This is a genomic window from Gordonia shandongensis DSM 45094 (genome assembly GCF_000423025.1).
Lineage (GTDB): Bacteria > Actinomycetota > Actinomycetes > Mycobacteriales > Mycobacteriaceae > Gordonia > Gordonia shandongensis.
Genome location: NZ_AUHE01000003.1, coordinates 144,046 through 170,692, shown reverse-complemented (window position 1 = coordinate 170,692; position 26,647 = coordinate 144,046). Strand labels below are relative to the sequence as shown.

Genomic DNA, 26,647 nt, shown 5'->3' with positions numbered 1-26,647 from the left:
ATCAACTCAGGTGGTGCACCTCCTGGCGCCCGTAGACCGGAGTGTCCATCCCCTCGAACCGCGCCTTGAGCTGCAACGCCAGATACAGCGAGTAGTGACGTGACTGGTGCAGGTTGCCGCCGTGAAACCACAGGCCCGGCTGCTGGGTCGGCTTCCACATGTTGCGCTGCTCGCCCTCCCAGGGGCCCGGATCCTTGGCAGTCTGCGAGCCCAGTCCCCACACCTTCCCGACGCGGTCGGCGACGTCCTGCCCCATGAGGTCGGCGGCCCAACCGTTCATCGAGCCGTATCCGGTGGCGTAGACGATCACATCGGCCGGCAGTTCGGTTCCGTCGGACAGGACCACCGACCGCTCGGTCAGGTGGTCGACACCGCCCTTGGCCAGTTTGATGGTTCCGTCGGCGACGAGGTCGCAGGCACCGACATCGATGTAATATCCCGAACCGCGTCGCAGGTACTTCATGAACAGACCGGACCCGTCCTCACCGAAGTCGAGGTCGAAGCCCGCCGCCTCGAGCCGCGCGTAGAACTCCTTGTCGCGTTCGCGGATCTGGTCGTACAGCGGGATCTGGAACTGGTGCATGATCCGGTACGGCAGCGACGCGAAAGTCATGTCGGCCTTCTTGGTGGTCATCCCGCCGGCGACGGCCTGCTCGCTGTACAGGGCCCCCAGACCGATCTCCATCAGCGAGTCGGACCGCACGATGTGCGTCGAGGAACGCTGGACCATCGTGGTGTCGACGCCCGCCTCGACCAGCGCCTTGCAGATGTCGTGCGCCGAATTGTTGGCGCCGATCACGACGACCTTCTTACCGGTACCGGCATAGGAGTCGGGGCCGGGGTGCGCGCTGGAGTGGTGCTGCTCTCCGGCGAAGACGTCGCGGCCGGGGAACTCGGGCACGTTCGCCTTCCCCGACATGCCGGTCGCGAGCACCAGCTGCGTCGGATGCAGGGTCATCGGTTCGCCGTCGCGGACGAGGTCGACCGTCCACCGGCCGGCGGCCTCGTCGTACGACGCCGACGTGCATTCGGTGCGGCTCCAGTACGGCACCTCCATGACCTTGGTGTAGAACTCCAACCAGTCGCCGATCTTGTCCTTCGGGGCGAAGACTGGCCAGTTCTGCGGGAACGGCAGGTACGGAAGGTGGTCGTACCAGACCGGGTCGTGCAGGCAGAGCGTCTTGTACCGACCGCGCCACTGGTCTCCGGGACGGTCGTGCTTGTCGACGACGATCGACGGAACACCCAGCTGGCGGAGTCGGGCACCCAGCGCGATGCCGCCCTGGCCGCCGCCGATCACCAGCACGTACGGCTGCACGGCGCGGCCGAGTTCGGCCTCCTCGTCCTCCCGGCGTTCGGCCCACGACCGCCGGTCGGGATCGCTGCCGTGCACCGCGCCGAGGGGGCGCGTGAAGCCGCTGGGCTCCTCGTGCCCCTTGAGCTCCTGCAGGGTCGTCAGGAATGTCCAGGCCCGGTCCACACCGTCGTCGTCCTCCCGGATGCGCAGGTGACCGTCACCGCGGCCGACCTCCGTCTCGAACGCGATGAACGCCTCGAGGACACCGTCGGCGTCGGTGGCGTCCTCGGTCCGGACGAACCCGCTCGCCCCGGTGGGGACCTGACGTTCGGCGAGCATCGCGACGATCTCCTCGCGACCCTGGACCGTCTTGAGATTCCAGGTGAACGCGACGAGGTCCCGCCAGTACGAGTCGTCGACGAACAGTGCTGCCACCGCCGCGGGGTCGCCCGAGGCGAGTGCATCGGTGAAACGGGCGAGCCACGCGTCGACCCGCTGCGATTCGGTCGACGCCGCGGGTGCGGACGGGGTGTCGATGGTCTGCGTCATGGGGAGTGTCCTTTCACTGCGAATCACCACGTTCTGTGATGCACAGCACACTCCGCCTCCGACGGGCGGACAAGGGTTGCAGGGGGTTGCAGCCCCCGGACGTCACACCGGCGTGAATCCGGAGATCTTCCAGTCCTGCCCGTCGCGCACCATCTCCACGCGGATCCGGCTGCCGTCCAACCGCGGCCCCTCCATCTCGGCGCTGGTGGTCGTCTGGTTGACGAACAACAGGAGTGTCGCGCCATCGCTGTCGGACGACACCACCGACGACTCCACCACCTCGGCCTTCGTGACGATGCGGTCCTTCTTGGCCGTCGGCTGGATCACCGACGAACCGAGTTCGGCGTACTCGTCGCGGAAGTCGCCGGACAGCATCGCGTTCGCCGCCGCCGGGAGATCCTTGTCGACAGACCGGTAGTCGTAGCTCAGGATCTCCGGGATGCCCGACTCGGCGGCGTCGAGCGCCGACTGTCCCGCCGCGGCGTCGGACGCCAGCGAATCCGCCTCGAACCAGGCATATCCCAGCGAGCCGGCGGCCCCGACGATCACCACCGCCAGAACGCCGATCACGAGTCGACGGGCGCGTGGCGAGAGTCGAGCGGGCCACGAGAACGCCGCGGCCGTCGATCGCAGGAATCGGGTGGGCCGCCCGTCGCTCGCCGCATCCTCGAGGACGTCCGGTTCCCCGGCGCCGCCCCCGGACGAGCCGTCACCGCTCGGCGCCGATTCGACGCCCTCCAACGGCACGTCCTGCTCCACGAGCACGTCACGGTCGTCTTCGGTCACGTCGTCTTCGGTCACATCGTCTCCCGTCATCGTCGCCCCGCTCATGACACGAACTCCACGTTGCTGACCTTCCAGTCGTCGTCGGACCGCTCCAGCTCGACTCGCATGCGGTAGACGCGCTGCTGGCCGTCGGGCGCCTCGGTGTTCTTGACGACGGAGCTCACCGCCGCGAGCACCGACGCCGAGTCGTCGTCGGCGTCGACGATCCCCGCCTCCTTCACCGAACCGGTCGACCGCACCTCGCCGGACGACAACACCTGCGAGAACGATGCCGCCAACTGGTCGAACTGCTGTTGGAACGCCCCGGTCGACACGGACTTGATCCGATCCAAGTCGGCCTTCGACCGCTCGTAGTCGAGACTGACGAGCCCGGCGACCACATCGCGGGTCACCTCGAGCACCTGGTCGTCGCGCTGCTGGTCGTGCCGCGCATCGTAGAGCCGAGTGCCGACGACTCCGAGAGTCGCGATCACCGCGATCACCGCGAGGATCAGCACCCACACGAGTGCTACGGTCCTCGACCCGGATCTCACCGGGGATCGTCCCCGGTCCTCGGTGCCGGTCACCACGTCATCATCAACGACTGCCATGTCGCCTTCTCCTTTCCGGAGGCCGTCCGGGTGGGTGTGCCGACGAAGTAGGTCACTCCGTCCGGGCCGCGGAATCGACCGGTCGTCTCGGAGTACGGAATCGGCCGCACCGCCGGTCGCGCCCGCGTCGTCCTCCGCTTCTTCGGTCCGTCTCCGCCGGTCGCTCCGTCGCCGCCGGCGGCACCGCCGGGACGCGAGAGCATCTCGGGCCAGGTCGACGGGAGACCGCGAGGGCAGTCCGCCACCAGGCCGGTCCGCACACTCGGATCGGTCGCGCACTGAACGTTCCGTGCGCCGCGCGCCACCTTCGGGTTGTCGGGACGCGCCGTGCAGTACTGATCCGGGACCGCGGGGACCGTGCTCGTGTCGGATGCGTCGCGCCGCTGCGTGCCCCCGTATCCCTCGGTGCACGGTGGCGGGTTCAGCGTGTTGCCCAGCTTCACGTCGAGCGGCGCCTGCGGACTCTGTCCGAGTTCGAAGTCCTTGACCGAGTACAGGGTTCCCGATGTGAATGCCGGGTAGACGGTCAGAATGTGGCGCAGGTTCGGGACGTTGACGCGCAGGACCTGCCCCACCGACTGCAGATCGGCGAGCAGGGTCGGCAGCGTCGGCGTCAACTCGTCGAACGTCTCGGTGACCTCGTCGGCCGCCGCGGGCGTCTCGCGGAGCAGCGTCCGGATCTGCCCGTCGCTCATGGCGAGCTGGTCGGTGAACGACGCCAGGTCGCGGACCGATGAACGCAGGTCGTCCGCCACTCGATTACCCGTCCGCAGCAGCGGTTCCGCGTCGTCGATGAGCCTCAGCGTCGGGGTCAGATCGACCTGCGCCAACGACAGGAGCCGCTGCGACGAGTCGACGAGACGGGCCAATCGCTCACCGGTGTGCCCCACCCCGCCGGACACCTCGTCGATCGTGGTCTCCAGATTCTCCGGCGAGATCGTCGAAACCAGGTTCATGGTCCGCTCCAGGACGTCCTTCGTCGGGGTCGGCGAGACGTTCGACGCCGCGGGCAGCACATCGCCTTCGGCGAGGTCCGGGCCGTCCGCCGACGCCGGGATGAGGTCGACGTACTGTTCACCGACCGCCGACTGACTCCGGATGTGGGCTGCGCTGTCGCGGGGGATGTGGATCGTCGAGTCGATCGTCAACGTGACCCGGACCGGTGCGCTGAGGTCGGTGAGGTCGACGTCGACGGCGTCGACCCTGCCGACCGTGACGCCCCGGTACGAGACCAACCCGGTCGGGTACACACCGCCGGCATCGTCGAACTCCGCGACGACCCGATAGGTGCCGATCCCGGTGACGCGGCCGATCCCGATGTAGTGGACGGTGCCGTACACGACGCTGACCACGGTGAGCACCGCGAACGCGATCAGCTGCCAGCGGACGAATCCGGTGAGTTTCATCGTCGTCCTGCCTTCGGTCGGTTCACGCGTTCGAGGGGAGCGCGCAACGGGTCCGCCGCCTGCCGCGAGACGGCCATCTTGGCCAGATCGACACTGGGGATGCTGCCGATCACCTTGTCCCTGATCGCCCCGACCGAGAGGTCGAGGGTCAGGAAGAGGTTCTGGTAGTCGCCCTTCATGCCCTTGTCGATGGTCGTGACCGGAAACGGCACCGTGAGGCCGACGAGCAGGGAGCCGACGAGGTCGTCGCCGGACTCGCGAAGGCCCTTCACCGCGGGCCGCAGTTCGGAGACGACGGTCGCCAGATCGTCGTGACTCCGCGAGAGGACGTCGTCGACCTTGTCGCCGAACACGCCCACTCGATCGAGCATCGCGACGAGGTCGGAGCGCTGGTCGGCGAGCACGGTCAGTGCCGGCGCCATCGCATCGACGCCCTCGGCGATCGTCGAGTTCTGATCGGCGAGCGTGCCGCTCAGCTCGCCCAGGGAGTCGATGGCGCGCCCGATGTCATCGCGCTGACGGTGCAGCCCGCCGACGAAGGTCTTGAGCTTTGCGATCGCTCGGTTGGCGGCGGCGGTCCGGCCGTCCGTCGCACCGTTGAGCTCGGTCATGATCGATCTCAGTTGTTCGAGACCGCTGCCGTTGAGCACCAGCGACAGCGCCGCCAGCACCGACTCCGTCGACGGGTAGGCCGCCGACTGGCCGACGCCGACCGTGTCGCCCGGCAGCAGATGGCCGGGGCCGGGATCGGCCGGTGGCACGAACTCGAGGTATTGGGCTCCCAGCACCGATGTCTGAGCGAGTGTGACGGTCGCATCGTGCGGTATCTCGACGCCCTCGGAGATCTGCACCTCGACCTCGGCGAGCGACTGGTTGACGCGGATCGCGCCGATCTGCCCGACCGTCACGTTGTCGTACTTCACCAGCGAGTTGGACACCAGGTTCTGCACGTCGGCGAGCTGAACGGTGAGCGAGTAACTGTCGCCGGAGATCGCGTCACCGGGCAGCGGCAGCGAGTTGGGGCCGTCGAAGCGGCAGCCCGCCAGCGTCGACGCCCCGATGAGGGCGGCGGCGACGGCGGCACCGACCCGGCGCCGCCCGCGTCCCTGATGTTCGACCGACCGCATCACCGGCCTCCCTTCCGGCTCGCGGCGGATCGCGCCAACTCCGACGTCAGGACGCGGGTCAGCGTCGCATTCGCCTTCTGGCACTCGGATTTCGGTGCATCCACGGTGGTCAGCAACGCGCAGATCAACGAGACGGGATCGGGGAAGTCCGCGATCGCCAAACCCGCCGTCAGCGAGTTCGAATCCGGGTCGTAGATGTTGTAGAGGTTCGACAGCGCCGTCGGTGCCGCGTGGAGCACCTGGGCGAGCTCGTCCTGGCGATCCACGAGGAGACGGGACACTCGCGTGAGGTCCTTGACGTCACCGCTCAGCGCCGACCGATTCTCCGCCAGGTAGTCGCGGAGGCGCGGCGCCATCGAGTTCATCGCGACCAGCGCCGCGTCGAGTTCGGTGCGGTTGTCGTCGAGCATCGCCGAGGCGTCCGCGAGCTGCGACGAGAAGGCGACGATCTGCTCGTCGGAGTTCCGCAGCGCCGTCACCACCTGTTGCAGATTCCGAACGGTGCTGAACAGGTCGGGACCGCCGGCCGACAAGGTGGCCATGGCGTCCGACAGCGCATCGAGCGACGTCCGCAGCGAGCCTCCCGTGCCGTCGAGCGCCTCGGCCGAACTGTCGACGAGTCGGCTGAGCGCGCCCTGGTCGTCGGCGCCGCGCGGCCCCAGCTGATCCGCGAGATCGGTGACCTGAGTCTTGATCTCGTCGTAGCCCACCGGAACCGCGGTTCGACCGACGTCGATCACGGCGCCGTCGGCGAGAGCATCCCCCCGCGAGGCCGGGTCCGGGTTGACGAACTGGACGTAGCGGCCCGACACCATCGTCGGTGCCACGATGGCGGCGCGCGCCTCGGCGTCGACGAACACGTCCGTGCCGTAGTCGACGTCGACCCTGACCTTGCCCGGTGTCGCCTCGATGTCGGCCACCGTCCCGATCGACACACCGCGCATCTTGACGGGGTCGCCGGGATAGAGCCCGGTTGTGTTGGTGAACCAGATGGTGGCGCGTGAGGTGTGGGTGCGTTCCCACAGGTTCGCCGCGACGACCACGACCAGGGCGACGACGAGGATGACGATGACGGCGACCGCCGGTCCGCCGATTCTCTTGATCCGTGCGATCGCGGTCATCGTCCACCTCCCGGGCTTCCCGGCTGCTGCCCGCGAAGATTGGCCGGGGTGATGTTCTCCAGCAGCACCGCGAAGAACGGGCCGCTCCCGAGGACGTCGGTGAACTGGGTGACGAACGTCCGCATTCCCTTGATCGACTCGTCGAGGTTCGTGTAGTTCTCGTTGAGTGTCGCGGTCACGGCGCGCAACTCCTCGAGCATCGCCGGGGCCGTCGTTCTGGTCTCACGGGTCACCTTCTCGATCTCGTCGGCCATCCCGCGGAGGGTGACCAGCAACCGGTGAATCACCGCGGCGCGGTCGTTGAGGGTTGTGAACAGCACGGTGCCGTCGTCGATCAGCCGGGTGATGTTGCCCTTGCGTTCGGCGAGGACCCCGGACACCGCGTCGGCCCGCTGCAGCAGGGTGCGGATTCCGGCGTCGCGCGTCGAGACGGTGCGGGCGGCGTCGGCGAGACTCGTCAGGGAGCCCGCCATGTCGGACGGCAGATCGTTCATCACCGCGTTGAGACTCTCGACGGCGTCGACGACACGCTCCTTGTCGGTGTCCTCCACCGTGTCGGTCAACTGCTCGAGCGAGTCGGTGAGATCGAATCCGGAGGTGGTCCGCGACAGCGGAATCCGATCGCCCAGATCCCCGGGGCCACCGGTCTGAAGTTGGACGTAGCGGCGACCGAGCGCCGTCTCGACCTTGATCGCAGCGCTGGTCTCCTCACCGAGACGCTTCCAGCCCTCCGTCAGCCGCAATGTGACGTCGACATGATCGTCTTTGAGATCGATCGAGCGGACCGTGCCCGCCGAGACGCCCGCGATCTGCACCTCGTCATCCGGGTTGAGGCCGCCGGCGTCGGCGAACTCCGCGACGACGGTCGTCGTCCCCGGCCAGAACGGCAGGGAGCGGTAGTTGAACGCGAGCGCCAGCACCGCGACGATGGCCACGATGCCGATCACGCCGGCCCGCAGTGTGCGGGAGGATTCGTCGGATCTCATTTACACCTCTGAGCGGGGACTTGAATCATCGGGGTGTCCTGGTGCCCGCCGTCGAGCGTCGGGTACCGGATGGCCAGGCCGCACACGAAGAAGTTCACGAAGCTCCCGTAGCCCGAGGATCGCCCGAGCAGCCGGTATGCCTCCGGCAGCTTCGCCAACAGCATGTTGATCGTCGACGTGTTGTCGTTGAGGTTCTTCGCCAGACCGCGCAGATGGTCGACGTCGGCGGTGAGATCGGGGCGGACCTCGGTCAACAGCTCGTCGAGTTCCGCGGTGGCGGACGAGATGTTCGTGAGCCCGTCGGCGATGAGCGTGCGGTCGTCGGCCAGCCCGGACACCAATCGCTGCAGTTCGCGGAGGACGCCCGCGAAGGCCGTCCGACGGTCGGCGACGGTTCCCAGCACCGTGTTGAGGTCGCCGACCATCGATCCGATGGTGGCGTCGCGATCGGCGATGGTCCGGCCGAGCTCGCCGACCTGGGTGATCAGCTCACCGACGTCGGCGGTGCGCCCGTTGAGGACCGAGACCAGGGCCGCCGAGAGCTTGTTGGTCTGATCGGGGTTCACGCCCGCCAGCAACGGCTTGAAACCGTTCACCAGGGCGTCCATGTCGAGCGCCGGACGGGTCTGGCCGATCGGAATGGTGCTGCCCGACGGACGCTGCTCCGCGATGCGGCCGGGTTCGGTCGTGAGCTCCACGTAGCGGTCGCCGATGAGGTTCTTGTATTTGATGGCGGCGGTGGTCGCCGTCGTCACGGGGATGTCGGAGTCGACGTCCATCGCCACCTCGGCACCGAGTTTCTGCGCGCCGGTGCCCGAGCCGTCGGTGATGACCACGTCGGTCACCTTCCCGACCACGACGCCGGCCACCTTGACGTCGTCTCCCGACCGGAGCCCCGACGCCGAGGTGAACTTCGCACGGAAGTCTGTCGTGGGTCCGAACCGCAGATCTCCCACGACCACGAACAGTGCACCCGTGATCAGGGCGCTGACCGTGAGAAAGATTCCCAGCTTGATGGCCTGCCGCGTGATGCTCATTTGGTCATTCCGTAGATCATGGAGGCGAACGGGTTGCCGATGATGTCCTCCACCGACGAGACGTCCCGGTAGGCGTGGCTGCCGTCGTCGAAGTCGACGTGACCGGGAGCCGGGCCGCCGGGGGCGCGCGGGTAGCCGTAGCAACTCGGCCCGGACCGGCCCGCGGAGTTTCTCGGAGCGTCGACGCCCGGCCGGTACGGCGGGTCTCCCATGATCAGGGTGCCGACGATGTCGAGTCCCGAGCGGGCACCGCCGAATGCCCGTTCGAGGTACTTGCGGCCGGTGTTGAGCCCCTCGAGGAAGCACGGATAGATCGGTCCGTAATCCCCGAGCGCCGTAACGGGCGGAGCCAGCGCGTCGGCCGCCATCTCCAACGGTCGTCCGGTGTCGGTGATGAAGCGGTTGCCCGCGTTGCCGAATCGGGTGAAGCTCAGCAGGAATGCCGTGAGCTGCGATTGATTCTCGACGACCGTGTTCGAGGTGACGGTGAGGTTCCGGAGCGTGGTCATCAGATCCGGCGACAGGTCGGCGAACGTCTCGAGGTTGTCGGCTCCGAGGCGCAGGTCTCGTTGGAGGGTCGGCAGCGACTTGTTGAAGCGTGCGAGATACTCGTCCACCGTGTCGATCAATGTCGCGAGGGTGTCGCCGCGCTCGAACGTTCCGGTCTGAACCGCGGTCAGCGTCGAGTTGACCTGTGCGGGGTCCACACGGTCGAGGATTCCCACGAGGAGCTCGAAGGTGTCGAAGACCTCGACGGGCGTGCGAGACGTGTCGATCGTCGCACCGTCGTCCAACGTGGCCTTCGCCGGTTCCGAGGGCATCCGGAGGGCGACGTACTTTCGGCCGAAGAGCGTGGTCGGTTCCATCTCGGCCTCGACGTTGACCGGGAGTGTGGCGAGGGTGTCGCTGTCGACAGCCATCTCGATGCGGGCGCGGTCGTCGTCCACCGTGACCTTCGAGACGCGGCCGACGACCACGCCGTAGAGCTTGACGTCCGAGCCCGCCGACAGCAGCAGCCCCGCGCGGGGCGCGTTGAGGTAGACGGTCCTGGTGTCCTGAAATCGGCCGTTGTACGACAGCAGTGCGACTGCCACGAGGGCGGCCACGATGACGACGGCGGCGGCCGCATACAGCACGTGTCGCGTGCGCGAGTGCTCGATCATCCCGACACCCGCACCGTCGCGTGGACGCCGCCGTACAGGGCGATGCCGACGATGAAGTCGACGACCATGATGATGATCAGGGACATCCGGACCGCATGGCCGACGGCCACGCCGACACCCGCCGGTCCGCCGCTCGCGTTGTACCCGTAGAAACAGTGCACAGCCATCACGGCCACGGCCATCACCACCACCTTCAACAGGGAGATCGCCACGTCGCCCGGTTGGAGGAAGAGCTGGAAGTAGTGGTCGTAGGTGCCCGGCGACTGGTCCGAGAGGAAGACGCTGACGAACTTGGTCGACGCGTACCCGGTGAACAGCGCGATCGCGTACAGCGGGATCACCGCGGCGAGGCCCGCCGCGATCCGTGTCGACACGAGGTACGGGAGCGACTGCACCGACATCACTTCGAGGGCGTCGATCTCCTCACTGACCCGCATCGCCCCCAACTGGGCGGTGAATCCGGAGCCGACAGTCGCCGTGAGTGCGACGCCTGCGATGACCGGAATGGCTTCGCGAGTGTTGAAGAATGCCGAGATGAACCCGGACATGGCTTCGACGCCGACGCGGCCGAGTGAACTCGACCCCTGCTGGCCGACCTCGTAACCCGCTGCAGCCGTGAGAAAACCGATGATGACGACCGTGCCGCCGATCACCGCGAGCGCACCCGCACCCAACGAGACCTCGGCGAGCAGCCGGATCGTCTCACGACGGTAGTGCGTGACGGCCTTCGGGATCGACCGCAACGACGCACCGTAGAAGGCCAGCTGCCTGCCGAAGTTCTCGGCGGGCGTCAGGACCTTCGACGGCTCCAACCGCGCGGCGATCGATCGCGACGGTTCGTGCGTGACCGTTGACTGCGTCATGCTCGCCTCCCACTCGGGCGCGTCTCGTTCCGGGGCATCTTGATCGGGTTCCTCACTGCAGCGACAGGGTGGTGATGACGGCGTTCGCCAGGAAGAGCAGGACGAAGCTGAAGACGACGGTCTGATTGACGGCGTCACCGACCCCCTTGGGGCCGCCGCCGGCGTTGAAGCCCAGGTGGCAGGCGACCACCGATGCCAGCAGCCCGAAGATCCCGGCCTTGAGCTCGCTGATGAGCAGATCGGGGATTCCCGTCAGGATGGGGATGGCCGTGATGTACTGCCCGGGTGTCGCGCCCTGCAGGAAGACGCCGTACACGTAACCGCCCGCCAAGCCGATGGCGGTGACCAGTCCGTTGAGGAACACCGCGACGACGCACGATGCGATCACGCGGGGGACGGCGAGACGCTGGATCGGATCGATGCCCAGCACCCGCATGGCGTCGATCTCCTCGCGGATGGTGCGCGAGCCGAGGTCCGCGCAGATGGCGGTGGCCCCCGCGCCGGCGACGACGAGCACGGTGACGATGGGGCCGATCTCGCGGATGACGGCCACGCCGGCACCGGCGCCGCTGAGATCGATGGCACCGATCTCGCCGAGCAGCACGTTGATCTGGAAGACGACCATCACGCAGAACGGGATCGACATCAGCATGGTCGGGACGATGGAGACGCTCGCGATGAACCAGGCCTGGGAGATCACCTCCCGCCACTGGAACGGCCGCCGCGGCAGCGCTTTCACGATGCCCCAGAAGGTCAGGAAGAATGCGCCGAGCGTCTCGACTCCGGAGCGGACCTTCGTCTGGAGCGGGTCCCACCACGCCTCGCGGCGTGCGGATCCGCGCTCGGCGGGCCGCTCGTCGACGGCGGCCGCGCCGCTCATCGGGCCCCCGGGTCGGAACTGATCGGGGTGATCGGAAGCCGGAGGGCACCGGGAGCCGATGACGGGACCGCGGGCGTCGCCGGTTCCACCGGATCGATGCGCACGTAACCCGCCCCCTGGGCGGGGCGCGGATCGGGTCGGCCCCTGTTCGGCCACAACGCAGCAGCTCGTTCCGCCTGGGCGGTGATCGTCAGCGACGGGTTGACCCCGAGATTGGCCGAGACCGCGGAACCGTCGACCACGCTGAGGGTCGGGTACCCGTGGACTCGGTGGTACGGGTCGATGACGCCGGACTCCGAGTCGTCGCCGATCACGCATCCGCCGAGGAAGTGCGCGGTCATCGGGACGTTGAAGACTTCGCCCCACGTACCGGCGGGGACCCCGCCGATCTTCTCGGCGATGCGCCGGGTGACCTCGTTGCCCGCGGGGATCCAGGTGGGGTTGGGCTTCCCGTGCCCCTGCCTGCTGGACAGCTTGCGGCCGAACAGTCCGCGCGTGGTGAAGGTGGTGATCGAGTTGTCGAGGTTCTGCATGACCAGGGCGATCACCGTGCGTTCGCTCCAGCCGGCGACCGCCAGGACGCGCGCCATGGCGATCGGGTGGCGGACGGCGGTGCCGAGGAACCGCAGCCAGCGGGGAAGGCGACCGTCGCCGTCGGTCATCAACGCCTGCAGCAGCCCCATCGCATTGGACCCCTTGCCGTATCGGACCGGCTCGACGTGCGTGTCGGGCTCCGGATAGAACGACGAGGTGATCGCGACGCCCCGGGTGAGATCGAGGGACTCGTCGACGCGGTAACGGATGGCGCCGAGGATCGATTCGGAGTTCGTCCGGGTGAGCTGCCCGAGCCGCGCCGACAGGCCGGGCAGCCGCCCCCGGTCGTGTAGTCGGTGCATGAGCTGTTGGGTGCCCCAGGTTCCCGCGGCGAACACCACGTGGCGGGCGGTGACGGTCCGGGCGCGCTTGCGCAACGCCGCTCCGGTACGGACCGTGTGCACGGCCCACGTGTCGCCGCGCTGTTCCAGATCGACCACCGTGGTGAGCGGATGCACCACCGCACCAGCCCGTTCGGCGAGACCGAGATAGTTCTTGACCAGTGTGTTCTTGGCGCCGTGTCGACACCCGGTCATGCACTCTCCGCATTGGATGCAACCCGTCCGTTCCGGGCCGGCACCCCCGAAGTACGGGTCGGGCACGGTGACCCCGGGCTCCCCGAAGTAGACGCCGACCGGCGTCTGGATGAACGTCTCCCCGACGCCCATGTCGTCGGCCACCGACTTCACGATCTCGTCGGCGGGAGTCAGGTGAGGATTCGTGACGACACCGAGCATGCGGCGAGCCTGTTCGTAGTACGGCGCGAGTTCGCTCTCCCAGTCGGTGATGTGGGCCCATTGCGGATCGTCGAAGAAGGCACCGGACGGCTTGTAGAGGGTGTTCGCGTAGTTCAGAGACCCGCCGCCGACGCCGGCACCCGCGAGGATGACGCAGTCGCGAAGGAGGTGGATGCGTTGGACGCCGTAGGCGCCGAGGCGCGGCGCCCAGAGGAAACGCCGAAGATCCCAGCTCGTCGAGGCGAACTCGTCGTCCGCGAAGCGTCGGCCCGCTTCCAGGACACCGACGCGATAGCCCTTCTCGGTGAGGCGGAGCGCCGTGACGCTGCCCCCGAAACCGGAACCGATCACGACGACGTCGAAGTCGACGTCGTCGCCGAGCGGCTGGTGCTGGGGGGCCTGACTCATCGACATCTTCTCCATCGCCCGGGGTCGGTGGCGTCGACTCGGACGGGTGAGGAACACCGCCGCCGACCGACACTGTGATCTAAGTTGCATTGTTTGTATACACTTTAGGTAGAAGTGTCAACAGAACGACCATTTTCGGTCCGTATGATGGCGATATGCCCGGACCGCGCCGCTTCCACTCCGAAGTGCGACAGCTCCTGAGAGACCGCGTCCTCGACGTGGCCCGCGACCTCGTCGTCGACCGCGGCTGGACCGCCGTCAACATGTCGCGGCTGGCGCGCGAGGTCGGCATCAGCCGCGCCGGCCTCTACAACGAGTTCGGCACCCGCCAGGACCTCGCCGGCGCACTCGTGGCACGCGAGGCGGACCGCTTCCTGCGCGGCGTCGTCGAGGCCATCGACCGCCACCCCGGCGACATCGTCGACGGCCTCGCCGCGGCGGCGGCCCACACGCTCGACGTCGGCGACGACAACGAACTGCTGCTCTCCGTGGTCTCCGGACATCGCGACGAGAGCGAACTGCTCTCCCTCGTCGCCGTCGATTCCGAGACCGTCCTCGGACGCGCCATGCAGGTGGTCGCCGACCAGATCCGCGCCCACCGCACCGAACTCGGCGAGCACGACGTGCACACCGTCACCGAGGTCTTCGTCCGACTCACCGTGAGCCACCTGCTGCAGAGCCGGGGCCCCCATGCCGACGCCATCGCACAGATCCGCGCCACGGTCGCCGGACTCCTGGCCACCCTCCCGGCACCCGCCGCCGGTTGACCCCGGCCGCGGGTCGGCCGCGGCGGACGTTGCACGGGGGTTGCACACCGCTTGACCCCCCGACACCCGCGGGCGATGCTGAATCCGATGTGATCTCCCGCACAGTCGAGACGGGTGATCCGCCGAGACCGGGAGGTGAGCACGACGACCGTTCCGCCACCGGTGCCCCTCGAACCGGCGATCGTCTCCGGCGCCGACCCGCGCGAGTACGCCGCCGTCCTGCACGCCGTCTACGACGCCGCCATGTCCGGGACACGCCTGCCCGCCCGCCCCCGATCGGTCATCAGCGACTCGTGGCGCCGGGTCGTCGACGCGGGCGTCGACCCCGATCACGGTCGCGCGGGCGACCCCCTCGCCTCGGCGGATCTGGAACACCGCCGCACCCGGTCCGGACTCGCCGACGTCCTGGAATCCGTGACCGGCCGCCTCGACGTCCTCATCTCCGCGGGCGACAACGTCCTCGTGGTCGCCGACGCATCCGGCCACGTCCTGTGGCGGGCGGGCGCTCCCCGCACCCTCCGTCAGGCCGACCGGCTCGGATTCACCGAGGGCGCCTCGTGGGCGGAGAGCACGGTCGGCACCAACGCCATCGGCACGGCGCTCGCCTCCCGACAGCCGGTCCAGGTGTTCTCCGCAGAACACTTCGTGCGCACCCATCACGCCTGGACCTGCACCGGAGCCCCCATCCGCGATCCGCGAACCGGCGACGTCCTCGGGGTCGTCGACGTGAGCGGCCCGGCTGCCTCCATCCATCCGACGACACTCGCGCTCGTCGACTCGGTCGCCCGGCTCACCGAATCCGAGCTCCGAGAGGCCCACCGCGACGACCTCGACCGACTGCGCACCGTGTCCGCATCGATCCTGCCTCGACTCGACGGTCCGGCCGTCATCGTCGACGGCGACGGCTGGGTGGCGGCCGTCGACCGCCTCCCGCCGACCCGGCGGATCCCCCTGCCGGGCGGATTCGGTCCCGGACGTCACCTGGTGCACCCCCTCGGCGTCTGCGACGCCGAGCCCCTGCCCGGCGGCTGGCTGCTGCGGCGCGTCCCCGGCACCGACGCACCGGGGCGCACCGATCTCACCCTCACCGACGACGGGGGCGTCACCGCACTGCACATCGGTACCGGCGACGCCGCCTGGGTGCTGCATCCGTCACCGCGGCACCTGCAGATCCTCGACCTGCTCGTCGCGCATCGCGACGGTCTCAGTGCGGCCGCGCTGGCCCGTCTGCTGTTCGGCAGCGCCGACAGCACCGTGACGGTCCGCGCCGAGATGTCCCGCCTCCGTCGACGGCTCGGCGCCGTCTTGGCCGCGGGCCCCTATCGGTTCGCCGAGACGGTCCGCATCGTCGACCGGCGGGCGGCCGGGCGCACGATCTGACGGGCGCTCGCACGTCGTCTAGCCTGGACGGGAACGCCCACCCGACCGCTGCGAGACACGAGGAGCACAATGCACGTCGTCGCGCAGGTCAGCGATCTCCATTTCAACGGGACGGCCGAGAATCGCAAGCGCGCCGAAGCGGTGATGGACTACCTCAACGGGCGGTGCGGCGGGCCGCGGAACATCGACGCCCTGCTCGTCACCGGCGACATCGCCGACGAGGGCCTGCCCACCGAGTACCGCGAAGCACTCGACACGCTGGTCACCGACATTCCGACGGTGATGCTGCTGGGCAACCACGACGACCGCGCGGCCTTCACCGAGGTCACCGCCGGGACCGGGCGAACCGATCCGGTGAACTCCGCACTGCGGGTGCCCGCGTCGGACGCCGGTTCGGGCCTGCTCGTCCTGGCTCTCGACTCGTCGATCCCCGGACGCTCCGACGGATACCTGTCGCGGCCAACGCTCGACTGGGCACGTTCCCAGATCGCCGACGCCGGCCCCGACACCGACGTGCTCGTCGCCTTCCACCATCCCGCCATCGACATCGGCATCGGTTTCATCGACGGGATGCGGCAGCTCGATCCGCGGCTCCTGGCCGATTTCGTCGCCGAGCATCCCGGCATCGTCGGCTGCGTCTCGGGACACGCCCACACGGCCGCGGTCACCTCGTTCGCCGGCCGCCCCCACGCGGTGGCCCCCGGCGTCGCCTCCACGCTCAATCTGCCGTTCGAGGGCAGTGCGGTGATCAACTCCTCGCACCGGCCGGGCGTCGCCTTCCACCTGATCGACGACGCGCACCGTCTCACGACGCACTTCCGCGGCGTCCCCGGCTGACACTCCCCACCGCACCGCACCCCGCACCGCACCGCACCGCACCGCACCGCCAGCCTGGTATCGGCCCGGAAAGCACTCATGCCGTACGTCCGACCCGCCATCGGGTTCGGACATACGGCATGAGCCGGTCGGACTCCTCTACAGGGCCGCGATGATGTCCTCGACCCGGTTCTTCGCGTCGCCGAACAGCATCTGCGTGTTGTCGCGGAAGAACAGCGGATTCTGGACGCCCGCATAGCCGGCGGCCATCGAACGCTTGAAGACGATGACGTCCTTGGCGTTCCAGACCTCCAGGACCGGCATGCCGGCGATCGGCGATCCCGGATCCTCGGCGGCGGCCGGGTTCACCGTGTCGTTGGCGCCGATGACCAGGACGACGTCGGTCTCATCGAAGTCGTCGTTGATCTCGTCGAGCTCCATCACGATGTCGTAGGGCACCTTCGCCTCCGCCAGCAGCACGTTCATGTGCCCCGGCAGACGGCCGGCCACCGGGTGGATGCCGAACCGGACGTCGACACCCTTGGCGCGCAGCTTGGCCGTGAGATCGGCGACCGGGTACTGCGCCTGGGCGACGGCCATGCCGTAGCCCGGCGTGATGATGACCGACTTGGCGTCGGCGAGGAGTTCGGCGGCCGCGTCGGCCTGGATCTCCCGGTGCTCGCCGTAATCGGTGTCGTCGGCGGGGCCGGCCTCGATGCCGAAGCCGCCGGCGATCACGGAGATGAACGAGCGGTTCATCGCCTTGCACATGATGTAGCTCAGGTAGGCACCCGACGAGCCGACCAGCGCACCGGTCACGATCAGCAGATCGTTCCCGAGCAGGAAGCCCGACGCGGCGGCGGCCCAACCGGAGTACGAGTTGAGCATCGAGATGACGACGGGCATGTCGCCGCCGCCGATCGACGCCACCAGGTGCCAGCCGAGGAACAGTGCGAGCGCGGTGATGACGGCCAGCAGGATGTAGGCCGGCGTGGTGTTCGCGTGGGTGTCCATCGCGACGTAGAAGCCGGTGAGGATGACGAACACCACCAGCGAGCCGAGGTTGATGAAGTTCTTGCCCGGCAGCATGAGCGGCGCCGACTTCATCTTCGCCGACAGCTTCAGGTTCGCGACGATCGAGCCGGTGAGGGTCACCGCACCGATGAAGATGCCGATGGCGATCTCCGCCTCGTGGATGTTCGTCAGGGCCCCGAGGTCCTGCGGGTTCTCGACGCCCGAGGCGTCGAAGCCGCCGATGGCACCGTTCCACCCGATGAGGACGGCCGCGAGACCGACGAACGAGTGGAGCAGGGCGATGAGCTCGGGCATGCCCGTCATCTCGACGACGCGGGCCTTCCACAGGCCGATCACGGCGCCGACGACGATCGCGCCGACCAGCAGGACGATCAGGACCCACGTGAGATCCGGGAGATCGGCCTTCTGCTCGTCGGTCGGATTGTAGACGTGGTCGAGCACCATCGCGATCGTGGCGACGAGCGCGATGCCCATGCCGACGATCCCGTAGGTCAGTCCGCTGCGCGAGGACTCGTGCTTCGACAGTCCGGCGAGCGAGAGGATGAACAGCAGCGACGCGACGATGTACGCCGCACCGCTGATCGCGGTCACGATTCCGATCGACACCGTCAGGCCTCCTTGCTGAACATGGCGAGCATGCGGCGCGTCACCGCGAAGCCACCGAAGACGTTGATGGAGGCGACGAGGATCGCGACCGTGGACAGGATCTGGACGGCGACGTTGGCCGTGGCGAGCTGCAGGAGCGCGCCGACGATCACGACGCCGGAGATCGCGTTGGTCACCGACATCAGCGGCGTGTGCAGCGCATGCGCCACGTTTCCGATCACGTAGTAGCCGATCACGATCGCGAGCATGAGCACCGTGAAGTGCTGCGGCAGCGGTTGCGGCGCGAACGCGACGACCACCCCGTAGATCACGATGCCGACCAGCGCGAGCGCCACCTTCTTCGCCGGCGACATCGGAGCCTTGGGCTCCTGCTCCGGCTGCGGCTCGGCGGCCGGGGCCTTCGGCGCGGCGGACACCTGCACCGGCGGCGGCGGCCACATCTCCTCACCGTCGCGCGTCACCGTGATGCCGCGCTGGACGATGTCGTCCATGTCGAGCGTGAGCTCGCCGTCCTTCTCGGGGGTGACGAGCTTGAGCAGGTTGACGATGTTGGTGCCGTACAGCTGCGAGGTCTGGGCGGCCAGTCGGCCGGCCAGATCCGTGTAGCCGAGGATCGTGACGCCGTTGTCGGTGACGACCTTCTCGTCGGCGACGGCCCCGGCGGCGTTGCCGCCGCTCGACGCCGCCATGTCGACGATCACCGAACCGTGCTTCATGGCGGCCACCGTCTCGGCCGTGATGAGGCGCGGCGCGGGACGGCCCGGGATCTGCGCGGTGGTGATGACGATGTCGGCGCCGCGCGCCTCCTCGTCGTACATGGAGGCGGTGGCCGCCTCCTGCTCCGCGGTCATCTCCTTGGCGTAACCGTCCTCGGACTTCTCGGCCTCGAAGTCGACGTTGACGAATTCGGCGCCCATCGACTCGACCTGTTCGGCCACTTCGGGGCGCACGTCGAAGGCGCGCACCACGGCGCCCATCGCCGACGCCGCACCGATCGCGGCGAGACCGGCCACACCGGCGCCGACGACGAAGACGCGGGCCGGCGGGATCTTGCCCGCGGCGGTCACCTGGCCGGTGAACATGCGGCCGAACTCGTGCGCCGCCTCCACGACGGCGCGGTAGCCGGCCACGTTGGCCATCGACGAGAGGACGTCCATCGACTGGGCCCGCGAAATACGGGGGACGGCGTCCATCGCGAGGGCCGTCACGCCGGCCTCGCGGAGCTTCTCGCGGAGTTCGGCGTCGCGCGCCGGGGCCATCATCGAGATGAGGACCGCTCCGCGGCGCAGGCGCGCGATCTCATCGTCGTTCGGGGCGTTCACCTTGACGACCACGTCCGCGCCCCACGCGTCGTCGGCCGAACCGAGGCGCGCCCCGGCGTCGGCGAACGCGGCGTCGGGCTGCTCGGATCGGTCACCGGCGCCGGATTCGACCACGACGTCGTAGCCGAGCGACTGGAGCTGCCCCACCGTTTTGGCGGTCGCGGCGACGAGCGTCTCGCCCGCCTTGGACTCCCGGGGGATGCCGATCAACATGTCACTGCCTCTCCCACACTCATCTCTTCACCTTGTCTCACGGAGCGTGACGCGAAGGCACCGAGAACACGAGCGAGGGCGCCGGGCAGCGGCCCGCCGTTCGGCGAGCGTCCCTGCCTGCGCCGGCCAGTGCATCATCGGACTCGCGCGACACGCCGCAGGCGGTCCGCGGACCGACCCTGCTTATGGAAAACGTGGCATGACGGTAGCACGGTCCCCCATCGACTCCCGGAGGCCGTTAGGTTCGTCACTTACCGGCCGGTAAGGTCTCCCCCACGTGGGACGACCCCGCGGCATGACGTCCGGCACGCCGCCCGAAGTACGATCCCTCGCCCAGCTGAGTACCGCTGGCGTACCCCTTTCCGTCCTGCGCGATGTTGGCGGCGCAGGCGCCCGCCGCGTAGAGCCCGGCGATCGGTGCGCCGTCCTCGGCGAGCACCTGACCGTCGACGGACGTCGCCATCCCGCCGACGGTGAATCCGGCGTAGAGCGCCTTCCCGAGACTCATGTCGAACGCCGCCCACGGACCGGTGTCCTGCGGCGCCAGGAACTCCGGACTCTTGTGGAAGTCGGGGTCCTCGCCCCGGGCCGCGTACTCGTTGTACCGGTCGAGCGTCGCCGCGAGCGTCGCCCGGTCCAGGCCGAGACCGTCGGCCATCTCCTCGACCGTCTCCCAGCCGTCGATGAACGGTGCGAGGGGGAACTCGGGGCGTTCCATGTGCGCCTCGTCGACGATCAGGTACGCCGCACGGTCGGTCTGGTCCATGACATAGCCCGACGTCCGCGAGTGGTACGAGTCCTCGGCGACGAACCGCTTACCCTCCTTGTTGACGACGATGCCGGTGAGCAGGATCGACGGCGGGTACACCGGTGCGGTGATGAACGCCTGGTCCATGTGTTTGAGGTGCGCGCCCGCCGAGACGCCCATCCGGATGCCGAGGCCGTCGTCGTAGGTGCTGCCGAGGGTGAACGGCTTCTCGGCGAGCTGCGGGACGTACTGCGCCACCATGTCGGGGTTCATGACGAAGCCGCCGGCGGCGATCACCACCGCACCGGCTCGGATGAACCCCTCCTCGCGGCCCGCCTTCCAGTGCACGCCGACGACGGCCCCGTCGTCGTCGACGATCAGACGGCGCGCCCCGGTCTCGTATCGGATCTCGACGGATTGTTCGCCGAGACGCTCGACGAGGAGGTCGATGACCATGCCGGCGCCGCCGGTGTCGCCGGGGACGGGCACCTTGTGGCCGCGCGGCGCGGGCACGGCCTGGTCGGCGAAGGGCCACACCTTCTCGTTGCCCGTGTACATCAGCCCCTGCGTCTGCGGCTGGATGACCGCCTTCTCCGGGTAGTAGGACCGCTCGAACTCGAAGCCGAGCGATTCCAGCCAGTCGAAGTGGGCGACGCTGTCGGCGCAGTAGGCGTCGATCTTGTCCGGCTCGGGTTCGCGGGAGACCGCGGTGATGTACTTGGCCATCTCCTCGGCGGAGTCGTCGTGGCCGGTGGCCCGCTGCACCGCGGTGCCGCCACCGAGGTAGAAGTGCCCGCCGGCCATGCACGTGGTGGCGCCGGCGGCGGCCGATCGCTCCAGGACCAGGACCGAGGCGCCGTGGTCGGCGGCCTCCACCGCCGCGCAGCATCCGCCGATGCCCGCACCCACCACGAGCACGTCCACGGTGTCGGAGTAGTCGGCGACGTCGGATGCGTTGACGGTCTGGGGAATGTCGAGTCCGCTCATAGCGGCCAGGCTAATCGAAAAATAGAACGTGTTCTATCGAGATGGCGGATTCGTGAACCGGCAGTCCGGGTTGTTCTCGACGGCGGCGCCGCCGGCCGGGTCGTCTGACTGTCTAAGCTCTCTGATGAATCCGAAAGTCTCCAACAGACGCGGGAGGCGAACAGGCGGCAGCACTGCCGCCGCCCCCGTCGGCCGCCACCAGTTGAGGAGTGACGCATGGATCCGGAGTGGATCCCGGCGATCGTCGCCGGCGCGGCCACCGTCGCCGCCGGTGTCCACACCCTTCGCCGCATCATCACCGACCGCAGACGTCCCTCGAACGGCCTGTGGCTGCTCGGCTGCCTGACCCTCGGATGGCTCACCGCCGCCCTCATCGCACTCGGATCGCCGGACGGAGCGTCCGCCGGCGTCGTGCTCGTCGCCGTGGCACCCGTCCTGATCATTCCGATCCTGCTCCTCGGGACGACCGTCGCCCTGGTCGGCAACACCCCCGTGGTGGTGCGTCGAGAGGGACTGCGCATCGCCACCCTCGTCCCGCTGGTGATCGCGATCGCACTCGCCGTGACCCTCGGCGTCGGGACGTGGTGGCTGCTGGTCGTCACCGGGGCGACCGGCGACACCCGGGTCAGCCACGTCGCCGTCCTCTTCCTGCCCCTGCTGCTGATCCCCGGCGCCGTGTTCGTCTTCGAACTGCTCGCCTACACCGGGTACGCGATCGCGTACTCGCGCCTCGACAGGGTCCGGGACGCCGACATCGTGGTGGTCCTCGGCGCGGGCCTCAACGGCGACCGCGTCACCCCGCTGCTGGCGTCCCGCCTCGACCGCGGCATCGACGTCCTGCGCGAATGCCGAGATGCGGGCCGCGACGCGCGGATCGTCGTCTCCGGCGGGAAGGGCTCCGACGAGGTGGTCTCGGAGGCGAAGGCCATGTCCGACCACCTCGTCGAGCGGGGCGTCGACCCCGATCTGATCATCGTCGAAGACCGGTCGACGACCACCGCCGAGAATCTCGAGTTCACCACCGCCCTCCTCGCCGAGCACGGCGTCCCGTGGGAACGGATGGCCGTCGTCACCAGCAACTTCCACGTCCTGCGCGCAGCCTCGCTCACGCAGCGGATGGGTCTGACCGCGTCGGCCGTCGGCGCACGGACGGCCGCCTACTATCTGCCGACCGCCTTCCTTCGCGAGTTCGCCGCCATCGTCGTCCACTTCCGGCGCGGCACTCTGGTCACCATCGCGGGCACGGTCGTCCTCTGGCTGCTGTTCGCCGCCGCCACCGGACTGTTCCACCTCTGAGCCGCCGCTGTGCGCCGCTCCTCAGACGCGTCGAGCCGGCGCCGATCAGTTCGGCACCGGCTCGACGGACGTCCGCGTCAGCTCTGCGACGAGGCGAGCTCGGCGTCGATGCGCAACAGGCCCGGCCCCTCCTCGTTGACGAGCTGCAGGCGCCCGTAGATCTCGCCGACGGTGGCCTCCTCCTCGATCTGCTCGCTGATGAACCACTCGATGGTGGGCCGCGAGTCGATGTCACCGTGGGCGTCGGCCAGCCGGTGCAGTTCGCGCACCGCCTCGGAGATGCCCCGCTCGGCCTCCAACGCGATCTCGAACAGCTCGGCGACCGTGTCGGCCTTGACCGACGGGATGGTGATGTCGCCGATCACCGGGCGGTTGTCACGGTCGGTCAGGTGCTTGATGAGACGGTCGCCGTGACCGATCTCCTCGTCGGACTGGCTGCGCATCCAGCTCGCCATCCCCGGGAGATCGCGGAGTTCCAGCTCGGCGGCGAGCTGCCGGTACAGCATCGACGACTCGATCTCCTTGGTGATCTGCTTGTTGAACGCGACTTCGAGTTCCTCATTCATCTTCACGGCAACCATCTCCTCGTCATTCATGGATGTCTTCTCGGCGCTGTCGCCGTCATGCATTGATGATAGGTGCCGAAATCCTTTTGCAACAGCAAGGAAAGGGTGCCCGAATAGTGCAGAGGAATGGCAACCCTAACTATTCATGACGCTCGTCACCGCCAAGATAGAGAAGGCAAACCTCAGTTCACTTCCGCAGGTCAGCGACCTGCTCCGCCGTCAGGTGCGCCGCGTTCGAAATCCCTTCAATCGCAGACTGTTGGCGACCACGAATACCGAGGAGAACGCCATCGCCAGACCCGCCATCATCGGATTCAACAACGCCGATGCGGCCAGCGGAATCGCGGCGACGTTGTACGCGAACGCCCAGAACAGATTCGACTTGATGGTCGAGAGCGTCTTGCGCGACAGCGCGATGGCGTCGACCACCGCCCAGAGGTCGCCGCTGACCAGCGTGAGATCGCCGGCCTCGATCGCCACATCGGTGCCCGTCCCCATCGCCAGCCCCAGATCGGCGGCGGCCAGGGCGGCCGCATCGTTGACACCGTCGCCGACCATCGCCACCACGGCGCCCTCGGACTGCAGACGCGCCACGGTGTCGACCTTGTCCTGCGGCGACACCTCCGCGATCACCTCGTCGATGCCGACCTGCTCGGCGACATGCCGCGCCGCCCCGGCGTTGTCGCCGGTGAGCAGGACCGGCCGCAGACCCATCGCGCGCAGTGCCGCGACGGCGTCCGCCGACGACGGCTTGACCGTGTCGGCCACCACCACCACGCCCACGGGCGCGCCGTCACGGCTCACCACCACCGGCGTCGCCCCCTGCCCGGTCGCCGAATCGACGGCCGACCGGAGCTCACCGGGCAGCGCTCCGGGCGCGTGACGCGGTGAGGTGACACGGACGTCGACGCCGTCGACGAGCGCCTTCACCCCCGAACCCGCGAGGTTCTCGAAATCGAGTGCCGCCGGCACCGCGGTCTCCCGCGCGTCGGCATGTGCGACGATCGCCCGACCGATCGGATGCTCCGAGCCGGCCTCCACGGCGGCGGCCAGGGCGAGGACCTCGTCGACGTCCACCGCCGTCGCGGCCGCCACGCCGTCGACCGCCATGTCGCCGGTCGTCACGGTGCCCGTCTTGTCGAGAACGATCGTGTCGACACGCCGCGTCGACTCGAGCACCTCGGGCCCCTTGATCAGGATGCCGAGCTGCGCGCCGCGACCCGTGCCGACCATCAGCGCGGTGGGCGTCGCCAGCCCCAGGGCGCAGGGGCAGGCGATGACGAGCACCGAGACGGCCGCGGTGAACGCCAGGACGGTCCCGCCGCCGACTCCCAGCCAGAAGCCGAGGACGCCGGCGGCGATCGCGATGACCACCGGGACGAAGACCGACGAGATGCGGTCGGCCAGGCGCTGCACGGGCGCCTTGCCCGCCTGCGCGTCGGCGACCATCTTCGACATCTGCGCCAGCGCGGTGTCCGAGCCCACGGCCGTCGCCTCGACGATCAGCCGGCCGTGCGCGTTGACCGTCCCACCGACCACCCGGCTGTCGGGCCCCACTTCGACGGGCACCGACTCGCCGGTGATCATCGACTGGTCGACGGCCGAGGCCCCGTCGCGGATCACGCCGTCGGTGGCGATCTTCTCGCCGGGCCGGACGACGAACCGCCGACCGACGCTCAGTTCGGCGACCGGGACGGTGACCTCGCGGCCGTCACGGATCACCGTGACCTCCTTGGCGCCCACCTCGGCCAGGGCTGCCAGCGCGTCACCGGCCCGCAGTTTGGCGCGCTTCTCGAAGTAGCGGCCCGCCAGCAGGAAGGTCGTGACGCCGGCCGCGGCCTCCAGGTAGATGTGCGAGGAGCCCTCGCCCCGGGTCGCGATGAAGGTGAACCCGTGGGTGAGGCCCGGCGTGCCGGCGGTCCCCCAGAACAGGGCGTAGATCGACCAGCCGAAGGCCGCCGACGTCCCCACCGACACGAGGGTGTCCATGGTGGTGGTGCCGTGGCGCAGTCCGGCCCACGCCGCCCGGTGGAAGGGGAGCGCACCCCAGACGATGACCGGCGCGGCCAACGTCAGCGACAACCACTGCCAGTTGGTGAACTGCCAGGCCGGGATCATCGCCATCGCGATCACCGGCACCGACAGGATCGCGCTGACGATCAACCGTTGCCGCAGCGCGGCCAGCTCCGTCTCGGCGCGCGACGGTCCGAGGTCGCCGTCGTCGTGTGCGCCCGCGGGCTCCCGGGAGATCTCCGCGGCGTCGTACCCGGCCGACCGGACGGTCTCGATGAGGTCGGTCGGCGCGAGGTCGCCGCCGTACTCGACGTGCGCCTGCTCGGTCGCGTAGTTGACCGTCGCGGTGACACCGTCGAGTTTGTTGAGCTTGCGTTCGATCCGGTTGGCGCACGACGCGCACGTCATGCCGATCAGTTCCAGATCGACGTCGCGCAACGCCTCGGTGGTCTCGGCGGGGCCGGTCTGCGGACCGGCGGCAGTGCTGGTCATCGTCTCACCTGTGTCTCGTTCTCATTCGTTCAGTGTCGGGGTGCCTCGTGGATCTGGACGGTCGGGTCCGCGGACGGTTCGTCCCACGGGCCGACCGCGCGTCCCACGCCGAACGCCGCGCCGAAGACGACGACGGCGGCCGCTGTGAACGCTGCGATCCGCACCGCGGGCCGCTCGATCGCGCTCATGCCAGCTGGTAGCCGGCCTCGACGACGGCGGCCCCGACGGCCTCCCGGTCGAGCGGCGCGTCGCTGGTGATCTCGACGCGACCGCTGTCGACGTCGACGGCCACGTCGCGCACGCCGGCGATCTCGGAGATCTCCTCGCGGACCGAGGATGCGCAGTGCCCGCAGGTCATCCCGGTGACGGTGACGGTGGTGGTCTCGCTCATGGCTGTGAACTCCTTCTCGTGTTCTCTACTCGTGCTGTCGCGTCGACATCCCCGGTGAGGAGACGGTCGGCGCGCTCGGGGCCGGTCGGCCCCGGGGTCAGGATTTGACCAGGCGGGCGATGGCCTTCACGGCCTCGGCCACCTTGGCCTGCGCGGCTTCGTCGCTCTCACGCGCGGCGTCGACGACGCAGTGGTTCATGTGGTCCTCCAGGAGCGCCAGGCCGACCGATTCGAGGGCCCTGGTCATCGCGGCGACCTGGGTGAGGATGTCGATGCAGTAGGCCTCTTCGTCGACCATCCGCTGCAGTCCGCGGGCCTGCCCCTCGATCAGCTTGAGGCGACGCACGTACTTGTCCTTCTCGGGCATGTACCCGTGCTGGTGGTGTTCGGTCGTCGAGTCGGACTCGACGCCTGCCTGCTCCGTGGACATCTCACTCTCCTTCGATACCCCCATCGGGTATCTCTGCCGAT

General features: G+C 68.8%; 24 protein-coding genes. 4 read left to right on the top strand and 20 right to left on the bottom strand.

Features of this window, described 5'->3' with window-relative positions:
- Position 1: 1 nt before the first annotated feature.
- The 12 genes from G528_RS0105990 to G528_RS0105935 all read right to left on the bottom strand — a co-directional run bounded on the left by G528_RS0105990 (position 2) and on the right by G528_RS0105935 (position 13,544).
- Entirely contained in the window at positions 2 to 1,846 is a 1,845-nt protein-coding gene (locus G528_RS0105990; protein WP_026918181.1) for an NAD(P)-binding domain-containing protein, read from the bottom strand.
- Between the two features lie 102 nt (positions 1,847 to 1,948).
- Positions 1,949 to 2,677 carry a hypothetical protein gene (locus G528_RS16565; RefSeq protein ID WP_051198358.1) on the bottom strand — a complete coding sequence of 243 codons (729 nt, stop codon included), beginning with the start codon at positions 2,675 to 2,677 and terminating at the stop codon, positions 1,949 to 1,951.
- Positions 2,674 to 3,222, bottom strand: coding sequence for a hypothetical protein (locus G528_RS0105980; protein WP_026918180.1), 549 nt, complete (start codon positions 3,220 to 3,222; stop codon positions 2,674 to 2,676). The genes G528_RS16565 and G528_RS0105980 overlap by 4 nt, the downstream gene beginning before the upstream one ends.
- Positions 3,195 to 4,628, bottom strand: coding sequence for an MlaD family protein (locus tag G528_RS0105975; RefSeq protein ID WP_026918179.1), 1,434 nt, complete (start codon positions 4,626 to 4,628; stop codon positions 3,195 to 3,197). The genes G528_RS0105980 and G528_RS0105975 overlap by 28 nt, the downstream gene beginning before the upstream one ends.
- On the bottom strand, positions 4,625 to 5,755 hold the full coding sequence (locus G528_RS16560) for an MCE family protein (RefSeq protein ID WP_035719090.1): 1,131 nt from the start codon (positions 5,753 to 5,755) through the stop codon (positions 4,625 to 4,627). The genes G528_RS0105975 and G528_RS16560 overlap by 4 nt, the downstream gene beginning before the upstream one ends.
- Positions 5,755 to 6,876, bottom strand: a complete 1,122-nt coding sequence (locus tag G528_RS0105965) for an MCE family protein (protein WP_026918178.1) — start codon at positions 6,874 to 6,876, stop codon at positions 5,755 to 5,757. The genes G528_RS16560 and G528_RS0105965 overlap by 1 nt, the downstream gene beginning before the upstream one ends.
- A complete protein-coding gene (locus tag G528_RS0105960; protein ID WP_026918177.1) occupies positions 6,873 to 7,862 on the bottom strand; it encodes an MCE family protein in 990 nt (329 codons plus the stop codon). The genes G528_RS0105965 and G528_RS0105960 overlap by 4 nt, the downstream gene beginning before the upstream one ends.
- The gene (locus tag G528_RS0105955) at positions 7,859 to 8,899 is read right to left on the bottom strand and encodes an MCE family protein (protein ID WP_026918176.1); all 1,041 of its coding nucleotides are present in this window, start codon (positions 8,897 to 8,899) and stop codon (positions 7,859 to 7,861) included. Before G528_RS0105955 ends, G528_RS0105960 begins: the two co-directional genes overlap by 4 nt.
- Positions 8,896 to 10,062: an MCE family protein gene (locus G528_RS0105950; protein ID WP_026918175.1), complete on the bottom strand. Its 1,167-nt coding sequence runs from the start codon at positions 10,060 to 10,062 to the stop codon at positions 8,896 to 8,898. Before G528_RS0105950 ends, G528_RS0105955 begins: the two co-directional genes overlap by 4 nt.
- Positions 10,059 to 10,925, bottom strand: coding sequence for an MlaE family ABC transporter permease (locus tag G528_RS0105945; RefSeq protein WP_026918174.1), 867 nt, complete (start codon positions 10,923 to 10,925; stop codon positions 10,059 to 10,061). Before G528_RS0105945 ends, G528_RS0105950 begins: the two co-directional genes overlap by 4 nt.
- Before the next feature lie 52 nt (positions 10,926 to 10,977).
- On the bottom strand, positions 10,978 to 11,805 hold the full coding sequence (locus G528_RS0105940) for an MlaE family ABC transporter permease (RefSeq protein ID WP_026918173.1): 828 nt from the start codon (positions 11,803 to 11,805) through the stop codon (positions 10,978 to 10,980).
- Positions 11,802 to 13,544 carry an FAD-dependent oxidoreductase gene (locus G528_RS0105935; protein WP_035719176.1) on the bottom strand — a complete coding sequence of 581 codons (1,743 nt, stop codon included), beginning with the start codon at positions 13,542 to 13,544 and terminating at the stop codon, positions 11,802 to 11,804. Before G528_RS0105935 ends, G528_RS0105940 begins: the two co-directional genes overlap by 4 nt.
- Before the next feature lie 155 nt (positions 13,545 to 13,699).
- Between G528_RS0105935 and G528_RS0105930 the strand changes: the two genes are divergently transcribed.
- The 3 genes from G528_RS0105930 (at position 13,700) to G528_RS0105920 (ending at position 16,528) form a co-directional block, all read left to right on the top strand.
- Positions 13,700 to 14,311 carry a TetR family transcriptional regulator gene (locus tag G528_RS0105930; RefSeq protein ID WP_026918171.1) on the top strand — a complete coding sequence of 204 codons (612 nt, stop codon included), beginning with the start codon at positions 13,700 to 13,702 and terminating at the stop codon, positions 14,309 to 14,311.
- A 135-nt stretch (positions 14,312 to 14,446) separates the two neighbouring features.
- Positions 14,447 to 15,691 (top strand): GAF domain-containing protein, encoded by a 1,245-nt coding sequence (locus tag G528_RS0105925; protein ID WP_026918170.1) that lies wholly within the window; start codon positions 14,447 to 14,449, stop codon positions 15,689 to 15,691.
- A 69-nt stretch (positions 15,692 to 15,760) separates the two neighbouring features.
- Entirely contained in the window at positions 15,761 to 16,528 is a 768-nt protein-coding gene (locus tag G528_RS0105920; RefSeq protein ID WP_026918169.1) for a metallophosphoesterase family protein, read from the top strand.
- A 138-nt stretch (positions 16,529 to 16,666) separates the two neighbouring features.
- On the opposite strand, the gene pntB is transcribed toward G528_RS0105920, so the two are convergent.
- The 3 genes from pntB to G528_RS0105905 all read right to left on the bottom strand — a co-directional run bounded on the left by pntB (position 16,667) and on the right by G528_RS0105905 (position 21,418).
- Positions 16,667 to 18,142 (bottom strand): Re/Si-specific NAD(P)(+) transhydrogenase subunit beta, encoded by a 1,476-nt coding sequence (pntB, locus tag G528_RS0105915; RefSeq protein ID WP_026918168.1) that lies wholly within the window; start codon positions 18,140 to 18,142, stop codon positions 16,667 to 16,669.
- Between the two features lie 8 nt (positions 18,143 to 18,150).
- Positions 18,151 to 19,683, bottom strand: a complete 1,533-nt coding sequence (locus G528_RS0105910; RefSeq protein ID WP_026918167.1) for a Re/Si-specific NAD(P)(+) transhydrogenase subunit alpha — start codon at positions 19,681 to 19,683, stop codon at positions 18,151 to 18,153.
- Positions 19,684 to 19,930: 247 nt separating this feature from the next.
- The gene (locus G528_RS0105905; RefSeq protein ID WP_026918166.1) at positions 19,931 to 21,418 is read right to left on the bottom strand and encodes an FAD-binding protein; all 1,488 of its coding nucleotides are present in this window, start codon (positions 21,416 to 21,418) and stop codon (positions 19,931 to 19,933) included.
- A gap of 216 nt (positions 21,419 to 21,634) precedes the next feature.
- On the opposite strand from G528_RS0105905, the gene G528_RS0105900 reads away from it, so the two are divergent.
- On the top strand, positions 21,635 to 22,714 hold the full coding sequence (locus tag G528_RS0105900; RefSeq protein WP_035719086.1) for a YdcF family protein: 1,080 nt from the start codon (positions 21,635 to 21,637) through the stop codon (positions 22,712 to 22,714).
- Positions 22,715 to 22,791: 77 nt separating this feature from the next.
- On the opposite strand, the gene G528_RS0105895 is transcribed toward G528_RS0105900, so the two are convergent.
- The 5 genes from G528_RS0105895 to G528_RS0105875 form a co-directional block, all read right to left on the bottom strand.
- The gene (locus tag G528_RS0105895) at positions 22,792 to 23,280 is read right to left on the bottom strand and encodes a ferritin (protein ID WP_035719171.1); all 489 of its coding nucleotides are present in this window, start codon (positions 23,278 to 23,280) and stop codon (positions 22,792 to 22,794) included.
- Between the two features lie 219 nt (positions 23,281 to 23,499).
- Positions 23,500 to 25,785, bottom strand: coding sequence for a heavy metal translocating P-type ATPase (locus tag G528_RS0105890; protein ID WP_084638057.1), 2,286 nt, complete (start codon positions 25,783 to 25,785; stop codon positions 23,500 to 23,502).
- Between the two features lie 29 nt (positions 25,786 to 25,814).
- On the bottom strand, positions 25,815 to 25,973 hold the full coding sequence (locus G528_RS18610) for a hypothetical protein (protein WP_169515225.1): 159 nt from the start codon (positions 25,971 to 25,973) through the stop codon (positions 25,815 to 25,817).
- Positions 25,970 to 26,176: a heavy-metal-associated domain-containing protein gene (locus tag G528_RS0105880; RefSeq protein WP_026918162.1), complete on the bottom strand. Its 207-nt coding sequence runs from the start codon at positions 26,174 to 26,176 to the stop codon at positions 25,970 to 25,972. Before G528_RS0105880 ends, G528_RS18610 begins: the two co-directional genes overlap by 4 nt.
- A 97-nt stretch (positions 26,177 to 26,273) precedes the next feature.
- Positions 26,274 to 26,606: a metal-sensitive transcriptional regulator gene (locus G528_RS0105875; protein ID WP_026918161.1), complete on the bottom strand. Its 333-nt coding sequence runs from the start codon at positions 26,604 to 26,606 to the stop codon at positions 26,274 to 26,276.
- Positions 26,607 to 26,647: the final 41 nt, after the last annotated feature.